Genomic DNA, 19,142 nt, shown 5'->3' with positions numbered 1-19,142 from the left:
ATTTTTTATCAATAGTCTTTTAATTTATCCCACCATGTTTTTTTCAGTATGGTTATGGTAACCACCAGTATGGCTACGGTAACTATGAGGGATGTTTTTTGTGCCAGTATCAGGTACATGGGCAATATGGTAAGGCAGCATTGTGTTATGGTACCGATAACCATGTTGAACATATTCAGCTTAAAGTTTTTATTAGGCGCAAAGGATGGATCACTTTCCAGCACCATAGCCTTTACAGGCCCCCAGAAGCCCCATGGCCTCACCGTTGTATAAAACGACCGCAGCACGGCCACATCTGTTGGTGCTGTGGCATAAGAGCCGATAATTGAACCCGCCAGCGAAATAGCAAACAGCACCGGGAACCAGTACAACAGCTCAACAGACGGGATAATGAGCGAGAAGATCATAGCCGATAAGATCCCCGAAAGCATCCCATAAAAGAACCCGTTGGCATTAAAGCGCCACCAATGCCATTTAAGCACATTACTCGCTATATAACCGCCATAAAGAGCCGACACTATCCATTGCAATACACTGTTCACATCCTTTACAAAAAAGCCGAGGATCACCCCTACCGCTACCACAAAAACACCTACAAGGTAATTGGCTGTAATGATTTTTTTTGTAGAGGCCTTAGGATTAATGTATTTAAGGTAGATATCGTTCACGATATAAGCCTGTGCCGCGTTCATGGTGCCGCTGAAAGTGCTCATGAAAGCGCCTAATAAACCTGCCAATAACAGGCCGACTAAACCAACAGGTAAAAAGTTATTGATCACGGCCGGCAGAATGCGTTCAAAATCGATAGCACCATGGGCATCTTTCAAATCCATTTGGTGATAAAACAGCAGCCCCAGTATGGTCAAGCTCACAATAAGCGAATAGCGGATAGGCAACAATATGATATTTACAAAGCCGCTCATTTTGCTGGCCTCTTCAGGCGAACGTGTAGAGAGGATCTTTTGCATATCATAATTGGGTGCCGGCCCGGCCACTGCCGCGAAGAAGCCTTTAAAGGTCATCATCATGAAAAACAAACCGAACAGTGAGTAACCATCTGCTTTGATCTTATTATTTACTTCGTCGATAATCCCTGTCCAGCTCAAGCCGAGGTTTTTACCAAAGAAGGGGCTATACCAGCCATCAGGCACATTGAGGTGGCTCCCGTTAAGTTTACCGGCAGCTATAAAACCAATCCACACGCAGGCCACCGTCATGATGCCGTATTTGATCATATCGCCAAGCACAATACTGTGCATGCCGCCTATGATAGAGTAAAACATGGCGAACAGTGTAAATATGATGCCGTACACATGCGGCACATACTGAGGCGCAACGCTGAAAGGCACGTAAGCTTTAATCAAATCCCAGGGAATAAATATTTCTATAAACTTGCCCAAACCTATAAATCCGTAAGCTAAAAAACCAAAACAGCTTAACAGCGCGAACGCAATAACCACCACATTTGACCCTGTTACGCCCGGCCCTGTTTTGCCAAAGCGCGTTGCAAGCCATTCGGCACCGGTAGCCGCGTTTGACCGGCGAAGCCAGCGCGACAGGTACATCATTAAAAACACCTGGTTAAATACCGGCCAAAGCCAGGGGATCCAAATGCTTTTCATGCCGTAAACAAAGCACAGGCTCACCATCCACATGGTGCCGCTGATGTCGAACATATCGGAGGCATCACTTAAACCCAACTTATACCAGGGTAAAGATTTGCCGCCAAGCATATAGCTTTCCTTGTTTTCTCGGGCTTTTTTACGGTACCATAAACCAATAAAAATGGTGCTGAGCAGGTATAAAACTATAATGGCAACATCAAGCAGGTGTAACTTCATCTTGTCTGAATTTGTCTGAACCGGAATTTTTTGAATTAAATAATTGTCAGAATATTAATCCTGGTTTAAAATGGTCAAATACAATAAATTCGACGAATTCATAAATTCCAAAAATTCGAGTTCAGACACCTTAATTGGCCTTACCCAAAAATGAATTTATTATCAGCAATTTTATAATACTTTTTTAACCTTATATTTAACTTTATCGACCGGATGATATATTTTTAACTAACTACCCGGTCAAATAAATACCAGTTAAATAAATACGCGGTTTCCGGTATAGGTTTCCCTGAACTCCTTGGGAATACACATCTTTTTGCGCTTAAAGATCCTGTTGAAATTTGAGATATTATTAAAACCACATTTGTAAGCTATTTCGGCCACAGTAGTAGTTGAATCAATAAGCATCCTGGAGGCGTGACCAAGCCTAATCTCGTTTAAACTATCAATAAAGGTTTTACCGGTGCGTTTTTTTATAAACCTGCTAAATGAAGCTTCGGGCATATTCGCAATTTTAGCTACCTCAGCAAGTGTTATTTGCTTATTGTAGTTGAGGTTCATATGCTCAAATACCTTCTCGATACGACGACTATTGTAATAAAACTTTTCATTGGTAAAGCTTGGATCCGACAGCATTTTCATGTTACGAGAGATAGACAGATCATGCAGGATAGACAATAGCTCCAACACTGAGTCGAACCCTGTTTTTTTATCCAACTGTGTTATCCTGTCCTTAAGCGCGTAGATAGTCTCCGCCGAAAAAGAAATCCCCCGCTGTGAGCGCTCCAGCATGCTTTTAACAAAGCTCAACTGATTGCGTTTCAGAAATTTTTCATCAAACAGATCTTTATGAAACTGAATGGTAACCTCAGTTATATCCTCGCTCTGGCATTGGTGCGTAAACCAGGCATGATATAAATTAGGACCAATCAGCGCCAGCTCCACCTCTTCAATCACCTCAATATGACCACCCACTACCCTTTTGGCGCCCTTGGCATTGATAATTAGGTTAAGCTCATACTCGTCATGATAATGAAGCGGAAAGTCGAATTTCTTTTTTACCCTCGAAAAAATAGTAAAACAATCACTTGGAGTTAGCGGAGTTATCTCTCGCATTACATTACTTGTCATCATAAAATCCCACTAAAATAAGTTTGCTAATTGATGATACTAATTTAACACTTTTATACTTACAAAATATCAATCGCACAATTAAATATTAATTTTTTGTTACCGGATCGCTCATTATCGCCTTCACGGCAACATCATCAATCAAAAATGTACCCGTAGCATACCCCATCACCAAAAGCAATTTAAACCGAACAGCTCCGGCAGGGATTAAAACCTCTTTCGAAGCCAGCTCCCAGGCATGGTCGCCGGTTAGTGTAACTATATTTATACCCTCGCCAACCTTTTTATCTGCCTTATCCAAAAACTCGACACTAAAAACCGCCCCGTTCCAATCATCTTTGCCTTTCATTACATTGATGGTTTTAAGCCATGCGCTTACTTCCAGCTTACCGGCCTTTTTAGGAATAACTACCTGCTGATCAACCCCCAACCAGTTTGCAGCATTTGTAGCGATGATAGCACAACTGTTTTTACCTGTTTTCGCATCCCAGGGAGTAAGTTTAACACCGCCATCATTCCAACCATACATTTCCTCTTCAAAACCACCGTTGGTAATCAGGTTCTTTTGAGCATGCACTTTGCCTGCCGCCAGCAGCAGTAGTAACATACAGACTATTGAACTATAAACTTTCATACTGTTAAATTTTGAAAGTAAGGGTCGCCGTCGCTTGCACGCCGGCGACCCTATAGAATTTAAATAAACCCAAGATCATCAACATAGAAGGTTGCTGGTGCCGCAACGCCTAATGTTTGGAAAGTAATTTCGGATATGGTTGCAGGGTTGCCCAAACTGCTTAACGGGATGGTAAAATCCGTGTAAGCGCCCGGTACAATAGTAAGCGGCACCGCCTTATCATAACCACCATTTACTACCAACTGCACCCTATCGCCGGTTTTGAAGTTGGCGCCACCATAAATTGATACTTTTATTGAGGTTAAGCCCGATGCCGCAACGTTTAAAGTAGCACCGCCGTAACCTAACTGCAATGCACCATAACCGTTATCAACATTAACTGCAATAGCATGTGTACCGCGTTTTACATGGGCTGTGCTGGCATAGTCGCGGGTACTGCCGTATCCGTCATAACCGCCGCCATTACCACCCCAGTACAGCGTAAGGTCATCGCCATAAATCAAATACTTAAAGCCGAATGAAGCCGCAGACTTGGTTGTACCACCCGCTGTTGTTACATATACATAAGCCTGTACAATACCGGCAGGCACCTTAACCTTTATTTCGGTAGCTGTTGGTGTGCCTACAATTTCGGCCGGGGTATCATCAAACTTAACGCTGATAACATCATTAAATACGCTGCCGGTTATAGTCACAATATCGCCCGCGCCGGCTGCAAGTGGCGCAAATGTGGTAATTACCGGAGGTGGCTGCGCTATGCTAAAATCATAATCAACCTTACCTTGCGTGGTTACAACTGTAAGCTTGTTTGACTGGCTTGGCCCGAATGGCACATTTGAGCCTATGGTAACAATAATGGTTTTATCGCTTACCAGGGCAGGGTTAAAATAAACCTCGGTGCCGTTAAAGTATACATGCGTGGTGTTCAACAGGTTTTCGCCAATAATGGCATATTGGGTATTTAAACGCCCCTGCGTTACCGTCGAATCAAACTTAACCAGTTTGATATCATCATAAACATTGGCCGAATCAAGGTTTACCGGGTGTGACACATTTTTAATGGTATCTGTTTTGCTGATATACCTTACCCTGGTAATTTTAGGTGCGCCGGTGCCACCGGTACCCCTATCGTTATATTTACGGCACGAGGCCATACCAAATACCATCAAAACCGACAGCATCCAGTAATATGTTTTGGATTGTTGAAATATCTTTTTCATGGTTTGATTATTTAAATACATAAGGTACCGGTGCGTCTTTTAACTTAGGGTTTGATGCTACTTCGGTAGCCGGGTATGCCAACCGGAAATTAGCATCCGTAACAGTCGAATTATATTCGTTGCCATAACGCTGCGGTGGTGTGCTGTTATCAGAGGTCCCCCTATCCTGATTTTTGATTATGCTGATAGCTATCGGGTGCGAGGTTACGTTATACCCATCCAGTCGACCCAGATCAAACCAAAAATCATTTTCAAAAGCAAACTCACGCCTTCTTTCGTCCAGGATATCATCACGATAAAGCTCTTTTGGCGTATTAGCCGGGGCACCAGCCAATTTAAGAGCCGGGTTTGGCAAATAATACCCGCGTTTAATAGTAGTAAGATTGCCTAAACCAGCCCGGTTCCTGATTTTGTTGATGGCAGCCAAAGCTTCCGGATCACTGCTGGTTTTAGCACCGGCCATAATGGCTTCGGCCTTGATCAGGAAAACTTCGGCGTAACGCATCATGTAGGTATTGTTCGCGGCAGATTGCGCCGCGCCCAAACCTCCGTTATCTGCAGGGGTACCAACTACATATTTTTTAACCTGGGCATGCGTTCCTTGCGAGTTCGCGTTATCGGGCAAGGTGTAACCTCCCGCAGCCTGGTTTATTTCGGGATAATGATCGCCAGGGAGCATAATGGTAGCTTTTCTGCGCAAATCGCCTGATTCATACATATCCTGCAGATCGAAAGTTGGCGCCAATACGCCGTAACCATCGCCTGTACCGGTTATGATTGAATTGTACGCGAATGAGGCCTGTTGCGGATTACCCTTTCCATACCCACCGGTTGCCGACCATTGCAGCTGAATAATTGACTCTTCATTATTGTTATTCGCGGTTAAGTACAAATCGGCAAATGTTTTACCGGCTACATCAACACCGTATAGCTTAAACTCGCCGCTGCTGATCACTTTATTGGCTTCGGCAAGCGAATTTTGATAATCCTGCATATACAGGTAAACTTTGGCAAGCAATGCCGATGCAGACCCGCTTGAAACACGACCCGATGACTTACCACTGCGCGGCCCCATCTTGGTCAGGTTATCCTCAGCAAACTTCAAATCGTTTACAATAAACTTATACACATCGGGGATTGGGTTGGTATTGATCTGGTAGTTTGATACATAATCCAAACTGTTTTCGATGATAGGTACCGGCCCCCAGGTACGTACCAGATGGAAGTAAGCCAGGGCACGGAACAAATGCGCTTCACCGAGGGCATTATTTATCACTGCCTTATCAACGCCTGCACCTACTTTTACGGGCAGGTTATTGATCAATGCATTGGCCTGGGCTACTACAATGTACAACGAGTTCCACGCGCCACCCAACTCAAAGTTGGCATCGGTAACCGAGAAATTTTCAAAATTCACAATGTCCGACGAGTAGGTACGGCCATTGCCGCCCATCAGCTCGGTTATTGACCAGCCCGCTTTACCGCACCAGCCAAACCAAACCGCGCTATACAGGTCATTAGTGCTGGCAACCACCTGGTCATTGGTTTTATAGTAGTTATCCAGTGTAATGGCACTTTGCGGCGGACGATTAAAGAAGTCCTTTTTACAGCTACTTGTAGTAACGCCTGTTACAACCGTTAGCCCTAATAAATATTTTATATATCTTTTCATATCAGGTTCATCCAAAAATTAAAATTCAGCGTTAAGTCCAAATGTGATGGTACGTGGCGAAGGATACCTGCCGATATCAACACCATTCAAAAACGCGTCCTGGTTTATTGATCCAATTTCCGGGTCGAGGCCTTTGTATGGGGTAAACACATACAGGTTTTGACCACTCACATAAACTTTAAGACGGTTAAGCTTGATATGCCTGATCCATGATAGTGGCAGATTATAGCCAAGACTTACATTCTGCACCCGCAGGAATGATCCGCTTTCGATAAACCTATCAGAATTTTTCAGGTTAGGATTATCACCACCGCGTGGTGCCGGGATATTTGAGTTAGCGTTTTGAGGTGTCCAGAAATTAGCTACTGAAGCCAGTTGATTTTGGTACAAGCCTGATAACCCGCTGATAGAGTAGTTAAGCACATTAAAGATCTTAGCACCGTATGATCCGTTAAGGAAGAAAGACAAATCGAACGATTTATAACTGAACGAGTTGGTGATACCATAAGTAAACTTAGGGTTACCGCTGCCTAAACTGGTTTGATCGGCCTCGTCAATTTTACCATCGTGGTTCAGGTCTTTATATTGAACATCTCCAAGCCAGGTACCTGCCGAATTATTAGCCACCGGGCGACCAAACTGAATTGGCGCGTTACGTAACTGATCGGCTGTTTTGAAAATGCCCTGAACTTCATAACCATAAAACTCGCCCACCGGACCGCCTGCTACTGTACGGGTAACCGGCAATGAAAGGAAGCTTACACCAACACTCCTGTTAATGAACGGCACGCTATTAGCAAGCGACACCACCTTGTTTTTATATTTCGAGAAGATCAGCGTTGTGTTCCACCTGAAATTGGTTGTAGCGATATTCCTTGAATTGATGGTGAATTCAACACCGCGGTTATACAGTTTACCGCCATTAACATACGGCGGCGCAATTACGCCTGTGCCTGAGTATTCGGCACTCTGGCCCAACAAAAACGCCGGTAGCGAAGCCTGGAACAGGAAGTTTTTTGATGTTTTGTCGAAGTAATCAACGCTGGCATCAATCCTGCCGAATAGAGAGAAATCGATACCAATATCGGTTTGAATTGCGGTTTCCCAGGTTAGGTTGGGATTTGCAACCTTATCAATAGTAAAACCTGTACCTAAACCGGTAGTTAACGAGTTTAAGGCCGAACCATACAGGTAATTTGGCACCGCCTGGTTACCAACCTGACCATAGCCTACCCTTAGCTTCACGTTATCGGCAAAAGTTTTTATCCCCGAAAAGAAAGGCTCTTCAGACAATCGCCATGATACCGCGAACGACGGGAAATAACCCACCTGGTGTCCCTCGGCAAACTTAGATGATTTATCACGACGGATGGTAGCAGTAATACTATACCTGTTATTGTATGTATAAATAGCCCGCGCAAACTGCGATTCGAGTGCCTGACCATCTTTATATTCGCCGTTAGTAGCGGTTTTGGCATCACCAAGGTTCAGCGTTTTAAGATCGTTGCCTAAAAAGTTCTGAACACCGGCATCAACACCGCCCCAGGTTGATTCATTAACCTCATAACCCAGTAAGCCAACAACATTATGCTTTTTACCAAAAGTGTGGTTGTAGTTTAAATACTCCTGCCAACCCCAGTAAACGGTATTGGCAATATACTCGTTAAGTTTTGCGGTTGGGTTAACAAACAGCGGCCCGTAGGTATACGATGGCTGGAAGATCTTGGCGTTTGACCAGTTGAAATCGCCGTTTACCTGGCTTCTTAATGACAGGTCGCGGGTAAATTTCATTTCGGCATAAACACCGCCATTAAAATTACTGCGTACCAGGTTATTGTAAATATCCAAGGCCTGGGCTACGGGATTGATTTGTCCGCCTTGTTGATTAGCCTGTGGCAGAGGACCAGAAAAAGATCCGTCAGCGTTACGTACGGACTGATCCGGGGCGCTTAACAAAGCCCCATAGATAACCCCATTGTTATCGCCGATTGAAACATTTTGATTGGTGCGGCTGCCAGAAATAGTTGTACCAACCTTCAGCCAGTCCTTTACCTGCGAGTTAATGTTGGTGCGGATAGTGTAACGCGTAAAGTCGTTACCCAAAATGGTACCCAATTGCCTCAAATAACCACCCGAGATGTAATAATCTGTACCTTCTTTACCACCTGAAATAGAAACCTGGTGGCTTTGCATAGGCGCGTTCCTGAAAATTTCGTGCTGCCAATTGGTACCGTTACCCAGCAAACTCGGATCGGCAAATTCACCACGTTTTTGCGTACCAATTACATCGGCCATGGCGTTTTGCAGCGTTGCGTACTGCTGCAGGTTCATCATTTTTAAAAATTTGCCCTGCTCCTGGTAACCTACATAACCATCGTAATTAACACGGGCGCTACCATTTTTACCGCGTTTGGTAGTAATGATGATTACACCGTTGGATGCCCGGCTACCGTAAATCGCTGTCGCCGATGCATCTTTCAACACATCGATAGATTCGATATCGCTTGGATTGATGAGCGCAAGCGGACTTACCGCATTCCCATCATTATTGGTAGTTAACTGAGGCGAACGGCCGCTGGTTGATTTATTAGTAGCATCGCCCGAAATTGGCACACCATCAATTACATAAAGCGGCTCGTTTGATAAACTTAAAGACGTTACGCCGCGCACCCTAACCGAGGTTGAACTACCCGGAGCACCCGAGTTTTGGGTAATGGTTAAACCCGCGGCTTTACCTTGCAATAACTGATCAATACTCGGCTGCGGAATATTGGCAATATCTGCAGCTTTTACTGATGATATGGCACCATTAACGTCCTGCCGCCTTTGCGAGCCGTAACCAATGGCTACTACGTTAACATCAGTAAGCGCTGTAGTGGTTGATTTAAGGGTGATAGTAAATATTGTTTTACTGCCTATGACCACTTCCTGCTTTTCGGCACCAATGAAGGTAAAAACAAGCATTTTGGCATTGGCCGGTAAGGTTAGGCGAAATTTACCGTCAACATCGGTAATAACAGTTGTCTTACTATCTTTAACAGCAACTGTAACGCCTGGCAGGGTAACGCCCTTTTCGTCTGAAACCGTTCCCTGCACCACCGTTCCCTGGTTTTGTGCCATCCCCCGGATGCACACAAACATAAAGGAGAACAGCAAGGCTATTCGTAGAATTTTTCCCATAATTGATTGTTAGTTAGTATTTGATTTTATTTAGATTTTCAGCGTTTATATATACAGACTGGAAATACCGCTTATCTCCTTGCCGATGCCCCGCGCACAGAAAATAATTCATCTGCGCCTCTGAAAGCATCTGTTCCATCAATCACCCCCCGAGGGTTTATCCTGTCCTGTAAATTGGTTTGTTATCTTTTAGGTTTATATCAACCCTTGCCTCAGCAAATGTTTATGGTTAATATTTATCATAACGATGGTAAAATTATACGCAACCAACAGCCCGGTTGTGGATAAATGGGGGCACAAATGTCAACTTATATTAAAAATCTCATCATCAATTACTTAATGTAAAATATTGATATAAAAAGGTGCTAATAGTTACAAATGTGTACCCATTTGCATTACCTATAAAGACATTTTGATGCGATAATAGTATCACCAAGGGCGATTTATCCGTCGATAAAAGGAGGTGATTTTGAAAATGAAAAAAGTAAAGATCACAAGTATGCGGATTGCAAACACCTACCACAAGCGAGGACGCTTGCGGTAGCCATAACAGTACTGGCTTTACTTGCTATAAAATAAATACTAAAGCTGAAAGCTTTAGTCATGCAACACCACGGGTTACGCTTTCGCTAAACCCGCGGCAGTATTTAAACCCACGGCAGTGAAAAAATCAGCGTAATGAACGTAATCAGAAAAATCAACGGTCACTCCTGGTTCATGGCCTCCAGATACTTTGAGGGGATGCTGTTAAACTCAGCTTTAAAGGTGCGCACAAAATATTTCTGGCTTTTAAAGCCTACTTTATGACAGATTTGAGATATGGTAAGGTGACCGGTTTCAAGCAGCTGCGCAGCACGTTTAAGACGCATAGACCGCACAAGTTCATTTGGTGTTTTACCGGTCATTTGAAGGATTTTTTTATACAGGGTATACCGGCTTACAAACATCTCGCTGCTCAACTCCTCTACCGAGAAATTAGGGTTAGAGATATTGGCATCTATCAACATCAACACTTTTTTAATAAACAGCTCCTCCGGCGAATCAACCTGGAGTTCTGTTGGCGTAACGTCAACCTGTTTTTGATAGGTTTTACGCATTTTTTCCTGCTGACTGAGGATATTTTTGATTTTAGAGTGAAGGATTTCGAAGTTGAAAGGCTTAGTCATGTAATCGGTAGCACCGGTTTCCAGTCCTTTAATCTGTTGTTCTTCTCCTGTTTGGGCGGTAAGTAATATCACCGGTATATGTGACGTACGCGAATCACCCTTAATTTTACGGCATAGGTCGATGCCATTCATCTCGGGCATGCTGATATCGCTTACTACCAGGTTAGGATGCTGGGCCAATGCCTTTTGCCAGCCTTTTTTGCCATTTTCGGCCTCGATAATATTAAAGGCATCTTTCAGGTTATCCTTGATATAAAACCTGAAGTCCTCATTATCCTCTACCAACAGTACTGTCGGCTTCTTGATATCACGGGTTTCTTTGGGCTGAGCAGGCTTTGTCAAATCACTATCCACTATAAACTCCGTGTCATGCTGCAGGTGATGTTCTGTATCGGTAAACAATGCTTCATCAAGCTTTTGCAATGGCAGTATCACCGTAAAGCAACTCCCCTGGTTATGCTCACTCTCTACAAAAATTTCTCCCTGGTGTAGTTTTACAAACTCCTTTGTAATGGCAAGCCCTATCCCGCTGCCCTGGTTTAACATAGAACCCGGGATATCATGCTGAAAGAAGGGATCAAAGATTCGCTCTCGCTTTGCCGCCGGGATCCCTATACCTGTATCTACCACCCTGATCTCCAGCAGATATCCATCCTCTTCATCGCCCTGCTTCAGACTAAGCAGCACACTTACTTGTCCGCCCTCATGCGTAAACTTGTAAGCGTTTGAAAGCAGATTGAACAGGATCCGCTCAATTTTATCATGATCAAAACTGGTAACAAATTCATCAATATCGGTATCAAAAACAAACCTGATATGCTTTTGATCGGCAATATCGGTAAACGACCATGACAGTTCCTTAATAAAGCTGATGATATTTCCTGACCGTTTATAGAGTTTGAGTTCCTGATATTCCATTTTCCTGAAATCCATCAGTTGATTAACCAAATTCAACAAACGTTTGGCATTCCGGGTGATCATAGTAAGCTGCCTGCGGGTTTCAGGATCGCTAACCTGTTTCAGGATCTTATCAACCGGGGCCATGATCAGCGATAGTGGAGTCCGGAATTCATGGCTTACATTGGTAAAAAATTTGATCTTCATCAGGTCGAGCTCATGCATACGCTGGGCCTCTTCACGTTCCTTTTCGATAGAAAACTGCACCCGTAGCTTTTTAATGCCCCTTTGTCTGAAATAAAATAACGCGCCAATACCAATCAGAGCATAAAGCACATAAGCCCAGGTAGTTTTCCAGAACGGCGGCAGGATCCTGATATGCAATGCTATTTCCTTCCCGTTCCAGAACTCATTGTTAGTTGCCCGTACTTTAAAGGTATAATCGCCTGGCTCAAGGTTATAGGTAGCCTTACGTAGTTTATTATCAACCGAGATCCAGCCATCATAGAAACCCTCCATAGCATATTGTAGCTTTACCTTATCAGGATTGAAGAACGTAAGCGCCGCAAACTCAATCGAAAACACATTCTGATCATAATTAAGCACTATTTCCTTAAGCTGGGAAATAGATTCGGGTAATATTACCCGTCCGTTCACCTTTTCGCCTACCGACAGGCTTTTATCAAACAGTTGAAAATCGGTAAACAACAACGCCGAACTACTTTTATTAAAATGCAGGGCCGAAGGTTTAAAAATATTAAAGCCGTTACCACCTCCAAAAATCAGCTCCCCTTCGCGGGTTTTCACCGATGAATTTTCGGCAAACTCGCGCCCCTGTAGCCCGTCGGCTTCGTTATAGTTTATAAAATGGAATAGCAGTTGAGGTTTACTCCTGTCAACCACAATATTTGACAATCCATTAGGCGTACTAACCCAGATATTATGACTTTCATCCTCCCTGATATCTATCGTAGTATTATCAGGCAGGCCGTCCTGTTTGGTAAGCGCCGTAAACTTTTTGGAGCCTGGATCAAAAATATTGAGCCCCTCACGGGTACTGATCCATATCAGCCCCCGGCTATCCTCTAAAATATTATTGGTATTATTATTTACGAGGCTATTGGGATCTTTATCATCATGCAGGTAATGGGTAAACCTATTCGTTTTTTGATTTAGCATATCTACACCATAGGCCGTTACCACCCATATATTTTTTCGCCTGTCCTCAAGTAGGGCACTTACATAGTTTGAATGAATGGTATTTTTGGTGATATCGCCATCAAATTTATAGCTGGCTGCCACCCGCCGGTTCCGGTCAAGCTTATTTAAACCGGCAGACAGAGTACCTACCCAGAGGTTTTGGCCGCTATCTTCCATAATGGAGCAGATCCGGTTTTCAGAAATGCTGTTTGTAGCGCCGTCGATGTGCTTATAGTGTTTAAACGTTTTGCCATCGTAGCAATCAAGCCCGCCGTAATAGGTGCCAATCCATAGTTTTTGCTCATGATCAATGAACAGGCAAACTATCACATTATTAGTGAGACTATTATTATCGCCGGCATTATGCAGATATTGTTTAAAGCTGCCTACTTTACGGTCCCAATAAATAAGTCCGCCGCCGTTGGTACCTATCCAAATATTGCCCAGCTTATCCTCGGCAAAGTTATTTACATCGCTAAAAGGCAGGCTGTTTGGATCGCTCAGGTGATGGGTATACCCCGCGAATTTGATAATACTGGGATGATAATAGCTGAGCCCCCTTTTGTAGGTACCGCACCACATAATACCCGAATAATCGCGGTAAACACAAGTAACGCTGTTTTGCCCAACAGTTTTATTATCATCCTCACGATTAAGCAGGTAGCTTAATTTGAAATTTTGCTTATCAAGCAGGTTGATACCGCCGTGGTCTGTGGCTATCCACATCCTGTTTTGATCATCTTCTGCCAGATCAGATACCACATCAGTATTTAAGCCGGTACCTGCCGGGCCTTTGCCAATATGTTTAAATACGCCTTTTTGCATATTGAGGTAAAACACCCCTGATGAGTAGCTCGGCACAAACACCCAGATATCATCCTGCCTGTCGATATATATTTTGTATGATGAGCTCAAGCCAGGCGGCAGCTCGCCCAGCGCTTTACGATAATTAACCTTATAAGTAACCGGATCAAGCCTTTCCAAAACACCGGTGTTGGATACCAGCCAGATACCTTTTTTCGAATCGACTGAAAGATCAGTGACCATGTTGGTGAAAATGGATTTGTCATCATTATCCTTATGCACCAAATTGGTAAGCAGTTTTGTTTTAGGATCATACTTGTACACCCCCTGATTTTTGTTGCGGTGCAAAAACCAGAAGTTCCCAAACCTGTCATTCTTAATAGCTGCGATATAGGGGTCATACAGCTTTATTTTGTAAAGGAAATCTTTATAGTTACGGGTAAATTTTTCGGTAGCAGGATCATAGATATTGAAGCCCGTCCGGGTTTCGATCCATAATTTATTTTCGGGACCGGGATTTATACTAACAATGTAATCGTCGTCTAAAGTGGTGGTATCATTGCTGGCATGCTTAAAAGTTTTGATCTTGTAACCATCGTACTTATTAAGCCCGGATAAGTTGCCAAACCACATAAAGCCCTTATCATCCTTGTAAACACAGTTAACCTGGTTATGCGATAATCCGCTGTTAATATCAAGCCTTGAAAACTGAAATGAATTTGACTGCGCGCTCAATGATGCTGATAAACACAGCATAAAAAGGCAACATATCAAAATTTTACACTTCATTAACGATATTTCAGGAGCTATACTGCGCTATATAAATTTTAACCTTTAGGTTTGCAGACAAATAAATTTAAACTTTTAACCCAAATGGTCAAAAGGATTTAATTAGCTGTAATTTAATCTGCCATTAACACTGTATTTGATAATTTGCCCGCTTAAAACCGGTGCGTTTTTTGGCCGGGGTTTTGCTACAGCATTTATAATTGGTTTATTATCAAATTTACTTTTTATACAGAGGTAAGATATAATACTTTTTTTACAATATTTAGTTTTAAATTAACAAAAACGTCTAAAATTACTGTTAATAACATCAAAATAAAGCATTGATTTATAATACTTTTATTTCATTTTACTTATTAAGCAGAAGTTTTTAAAACGATTTAAAAAGTATTTCAATCAAATAAAACGATTACGGCAAACAAACTCAGGCCGGGTTTTGTAGAAGTAACCGTATATTAATACAAGTACCTATTGAATGGACAATACGCAAAGCATACCAAAGCACACAAACAAAAGATTAGCGAAGCTTAAACAAAGCCTGAGCGACTTTTTTTTGACGCTTTATAATATTAACAAATTTATTCTTCGCTTTTTTAGAGAGGCCTTTGTACCACCCTTTGAACTTAAAGAAGTTGTACGCCAGTGTTACGAGGTTGGTGTACGTTCATTTACACTGATATCCGTTACAGGCTTTATTGTTGGTGTGATATTTACCAAGCAATCAAGACCGTCATTATCGCAATTTGGTGCCGAGTCATGGCTACCTTCGCTGGTATCTATTGCCATTATGCGTGCGCTTGCGCCATTGGTTACAGCGCTTATTGCTTCAGGAAAAGTAGGTTCGAGCATTGGCGCCGAACTGGGTTCTATGCGGGTAACCGAGCAGATAGACGCCATGGAGGTATCGGGTACAAAACCATTTAAATACCTGGTATGTACCCGCGTTTTAGCTACCACGCTTACCATTCCTATTTTATCAACATATACCGGCTTTGTGGCCTTGTTTGGCGGTTATTTAAACGTTACCCAAAACGAGGGTACCACCTGGACAACTTTTATCCAGGAAGTTTTTGAACCACTCACTTTTACCGATTTTGTGGCATCGCTAATCAAATCAATTGTATTTGGTTTTACCATTGGTATTGTTGGATGCTACCAGGGCTATAACTCAAACAAGGGCACCGAGGGTGTGGGCAAAGCGGCAAATGGCGCGGTAATTACCGCTATGTTCCTGGTATTTATTGAAGAAGTTATTATTGTACAGATAACCGGCTGGTTCCGCTAATTAACTGAGATATGAAGAAAGCAGCAGTACAGGCAGATCATAACAACCCGGTTATCAGCATCAGGGGCTTAAAAAAAGCGTTCCAGGATTATGCCGTACTTCGCGGTATCGATCTTGACCTTTACCAGGGCGAGAACCTGGTTGTGCTTGGTCGTTCGGGTACCGGAAAATCGGTGTTGATCAAGATCATATCAGGTCTGCTTAAGCCCGACGAAGGTATGGTAAAGGTGTTTGGACAGGATATCGCCCACGTTACCGAGGATGATCTACAGAAACTCCGCATCAGGATAGGCTTTTCATTCCAAAACAGTGCCTTATACGATAGTATGACCGTACGTAAAAACCTGGAGTTTCCGCTGGTACGTAACAAACGTAACCTTACCCGCGGAGAGATTAACACTTCGGTTGAAACTGTACTTGACGCTGTAGGGCTTTCGCAAACTATTAACCAGATGCCGTCTGAGCTATCCGGTGGTCAGCGTAAACGTATTGGTATTGCCCGTACACTGATATTGAATCCCGAGATCATGCTGTATGATGAACCGACTGCCGGCCTTGATCCTATTACCTGTATCGAAATTAATGACCTCATCAACGAGGTACAACAGCGTTATAATACATCGTCCATTATCATAACACATGACCTTACCTGCGCCAAACAAACCGGCGACAGGATTGCTATGCTTTTAGACGGACAGTTTCAGCGTACCGGCACTTTTGAAGAGGTATTTAATACCTCCGATAGCCGGGTGAAACCTTTTTACGACTACAACTTTATTGAATAACAACATTTAGATAAGATATATACCATTAATATGGATCCAGCAGAAAACAGAAAATCAATTATAGTAGGCATATTCCTGGCACTCGGCCTTATATTGTTCATATTGGGCGTATTTACCCTGGGTGGTCAGCAAAAGGCCTTTGTTAAAAATATAAAGTTAAGCGCCATATTTACCGATGTTGCCGGTTTAAAAAAAGGTAACGCCATCTGGTTTTCGGGCGTTAAGGTGGGCACCATCAGCGCTATCAAATTCATTGGCCCATCAAAGGTTGAGGTTAATATGAATGTTGACGAGGCAACCCAACAATACATCCGCCGAAATGCGATGGCCAAAATTGGTTCAGATGGTTTAATAGGTAATAAACTCATCGTAATAGAAGGCGGCACTGCACAAGCCCCGGTAATTGAAGATGGCGATGTACTGCAATCTGAAAAAATGCTCTCGACCGATGATATGCTTAAAACCCTGCAGGATAACAACCAAAACCTTTTAGCCATCACCAATGATTTTAAATCATTAAGCCACAACATACTGCAAGGCAAAGGTACCGTAGGTGCTTTATTGGCCGACAGTACTATGGCTATACAGCTACGTGGCGCTATGCGCAACCTGCAGGCCACTACCCAAAGCGCTGCTTTAATGGCGGTACAACTTGATCAGTTTAGCCGTAAAATGAATACCAAAGGTGGCCTTGCCGATAAAATGCTAACAGACACGGCTACTTTCGGCCAGATCAAACAAGCGGTAACACAGCTACAGCAAACTGCGGCAAATGCATCAACGCTTACCAATAACCTTACCAAGGCAAGCAACAAGCTTAACAGCACTGATAATGCCCTTGGCGTATTGCTAAACGATCCGAAAGCGGCAGTACAAACACAATCAGCCATTAACAACCTGCAGGCGGCATCTATCAAATTAAACGATGATCTTGAGGCAGCTCAGCATAACTTTCTGTTACGCGGCTTTTTCAAAAAACGTGATAAAGCAAAAGCTGATAGTTTAAAAGGTAAGCAATAACCCCCTCTAAATCTCCCCCGGAAGGGGAGACTTCTAAATTTAAAATCTTTTAAATTCACTCTTTAGGGTGAGATACAAAAACAAAATGCGTTCCGTATCTCACCCCGGAACGCAGTCTCGACAACATCTCACTGATATCGATCAACTAAATCAGGTAAATCTCACCCTGTATCTTACTATACACGCATATCGTGCCATTGTTTTAAATAATTAAAAATCAGAACTTTAAATAAAATACAAGTTCTTAAAATGTCCGATTACGCACATACATTGTCCAATATCGGATCATATAACCCTATTTACGCCGGGTATCCTCACCAGCATCGCCGATAACAGAAAACTACCGGCAACTGCCAGCGGACCAACAATCAACAATTTATAGCCCGGATCTATTGGCCAGCCTATAGCAATAACTGATAAAGAGATCAGCACTAACGGGTGAAAAATATATACTCCAAATGCAGCCCGTGACATGCTTTTACCCGTTACTGATTGCCTTGTCCACCTGTGCTTTGCAATAATCAATAATGCAGCCATAATAAACACACCTGTAAACTGTTCCCAACAGGCATACATTAACGACTGCCAGTGCCCTTCTCCGCTCAAGGTAGCGATGGAACTGTGGGTAATTTCCTTCACAAAATAAAGCGCAGGAAACATGATTAAAATCATAAAAGCTGCCAGCCAGGCAAATACCCGGCCTGTTTTTAGATTAAAACTGCTGAGCCAGTTGCTTCGTGACGCCATTATCCCCATACAAAACATGGCCATGTATTGCGGAAAATGCCCTAACTGGAAGCCGACAGGCTTGAGCACCCACCCTACCGGGAAAACTATGCGTACAATATAGGAGGCTACCCCTAATCCACCGGCAAATAAGATAATAGCAAAAGCGGATGGCGCTTTTTGGGACTGTTGCCTTTGTGTTTTTGTAATTGAATCCATCAGTACAAAAACCAAACTGAATAACAGTAATGCAGCCACAAACCAAAGCACTCCAAAATCTATCCAACCATCAAAACCACTCAGGTATTGGAGATAGCTAATTTGATGACCGTCTGCAAAGCGATAAACAATATAGCTCAACACCGGCGACAGGATAAACGAATAAAATAACAGCGGAATTCCTAAACGTTTTAACCTATCGGCAGTAAAACGCGTAGCACCTTTCTTTTGTAATGACGACGCTGTAAAATAGGCCGAAATAAAAAAGAAAAATCCCATAAAAAACGACTGATTAACGGCAACAAACAGCGTCATGGGAATAAGTGCCGCTGTATGCGTGGTTTTATCGGCAAAGTACCAGCCTCCGGGGGCGCCATAAGTGATAAAAGCATGATGCAATACCACCAGGATAGTTAGTGCGATTTTTAAATTATCTATGTAAAGCAACTTCGAGGTTGCCGAATATTTGACGTTATTTTCAGCGGATGGGGTATCACTTAACTGCATAGATTAATTTGCTGTGTATCTTTCGATTTATAAGACAGCAAAGATTTCTACATGTTACACTCCCGAACA

At 42.9% G+C, this 19,142-nt stretch carries 11 protein-coding genes; 3 read left to right on the top strand and 8 right to left on the bottom strand.

The window, feature by feature from the left end:
* Positions 1–8 precede the first annotated feature (8 nt).
* From DUL71_RS03600 to DUL71_RS03570, 7 genes are all read right to left on the bottom strand, one after another.
* A complete protein-coding gene (locus DUL71_RS03600; RefSeq protein WP_114936766.1) occupies positions 9–1,841 on the bottom strand; it encodes a sodium:solute symporter family protein in 1,833 nt (610 codons plus the stop codon).
* A 255-nt stretch (positions 1,842–2,096) separates the two neighbouring features.
* Complete coding sequence (locus tag DUL71_RS03595) at positions 2,097–2,957, bottom strand: AraC family transcriptional regulator (RefSeq protein WP_244228142.1); 861 nt, start codon at positions 2,955–2,957, stop codon at positions 2,097–2,099.
* 103 nt (positions 2,958–3,060) lie between these two features.
* Positions 3,061–3,579: a hypothetical protein gene (locus DUL71_RS03590; RefSeq protein ID WP_114936765.1), complete on the bottom strand. Its 519-nt coding sequence runs from the start codon at positions 3,577–3,579 to the stop codon at positions 3,061–3,063.
* Positions 3,580–3,665: 86 nt separating this feature from the next.
* Positions 3,666–4,826: an IPT/TIG domain-containing protein gene (locus DUL71_RS03585; RefSeq protein ID WP_161964365.1), complete on the bottom strand. Its 1,161-nt coding sequence runs from the start codon at positions 4,824–4,826 to the stop codon at positions 3,666–3,668.
* A 7-nt stretch (positions 4,827–4,833) separates the two neighbouring features.
* Positions 4,834–6,498: a RagB/SusD family nutrient uptake outer membrane protein gene (locus DUL71_RS03580; RefSeq protein ID WP_114936763.1), complete on the bottom strand. Its 1,665-nt coding sequence runs from the start codon at positions 6,496–6,498 to the stop codon at positions 4,834–4,836.
* Between the two features lie 18 nt (positions 6,499–6,516).
* Positions 6,517–9,678, bottom strand: a complete 3,162-nt coding sequence (locus DUL71_RS03575) for a SusC/RagA family TonB-linked outer membrane protein (protein ID WP_114936762.1) — start codon at positions 9,676–9,678, stop codon at positions 6,517–6,519.
* A 704-nt stretch (positions 9,679–10,382) separates the two neighbouring features.
* Positions 10,383–14,501, bottom strand: coding sequence for a hybrid sensor histidine kinase/response regulator transcription factor (locus DUL71_RS03570; RefSeq protein ID WP_244228693.1), 4,119 nt, complete (start codon positions 14,499–14,501; stop codon positions 10,383–10,385).
* A 505-nt stretch (positions 14,502–15,006) separates the two neighbouring features.
* Between DUL71_RS03570 and DUL71_RS03565 the strand changes: the two genes are divergently transcribed.
* Genes DUL71_RS03565 through DUL71_RS03555 form a run of 3 tightly spaced genes read left to right on the top strand, consistent with a single transcriptional unit; the run spans position 15,007 to position 17,621 of the window.
* Positions 15,007–15,816 carry an MlaE family ABC transporter permease gene (locus DUL71_RS03565; RefSeq protein ID WP_112567880.1) on the top strand — a complete coding sequence of 270 codons (810 nt, stop codon included), beginning with the start codon at positions 15,007–15,009 and terminating at the stop codon, positions 15,814–15,816.
* Positions 15,817–15,827: 11 nt separating this feature from the next.
* Positions 15,828–16,601, top strand: coding sequence for an ABC transporter ATP-binding protein (locus DUL71_RS03560; protein ID WP_114936760.1), 774 nt, complete (start codon positions 15,828–15,830; stop codon positions 16,599–16,601).
* Between the two features lie 30 nt (positions 16,602–16,631).
* The gene (locus tag DUL71_RS03555; protein ID WP_114936759.1) at positions 16,632–17,621 is read left to right on the top strand and encodes an MlaD family protein; all 990 of its coding nucleotides are present in this window, start codon (positions 16,632–16,634) and stop codon (positions 17,619–17,621) included.
* A 285-nt stretch (positions 17,622–17,906) separates the two neighbouring features.
* Here the strand turns inward: DUL71_RS03555 and DUL71_RS03550 are convergent, their stop codons facing one another.
* Positions 17,907–19,073 (bottom strand): acyltransferase family protein, encoded by a 1,167-nt coding sequence (locus tag DUL71_RS03550; RefSeq protein ID WP_114936758.1) that lies wholly within the window; start codon positions 19,071–19,073, stop codon positions 17,907–17,909.
* Between the last annotated feature and the right edge of the window lie 69 nt (positions 19,074–19,142).

This window comes from Mucilaginibacter endophyticus (assembly GCF_003351025.1).
GTDB lineage: Bacteria > Bacteroidota > Bacteroidia > Sphingobacteriales > Sphingobacteriaceae > Mucilaginibacter > Mucilaginibacter endophyticus.
This window is presented reverse-complemented; position numbering and strand designations above follow the sequence as displayed.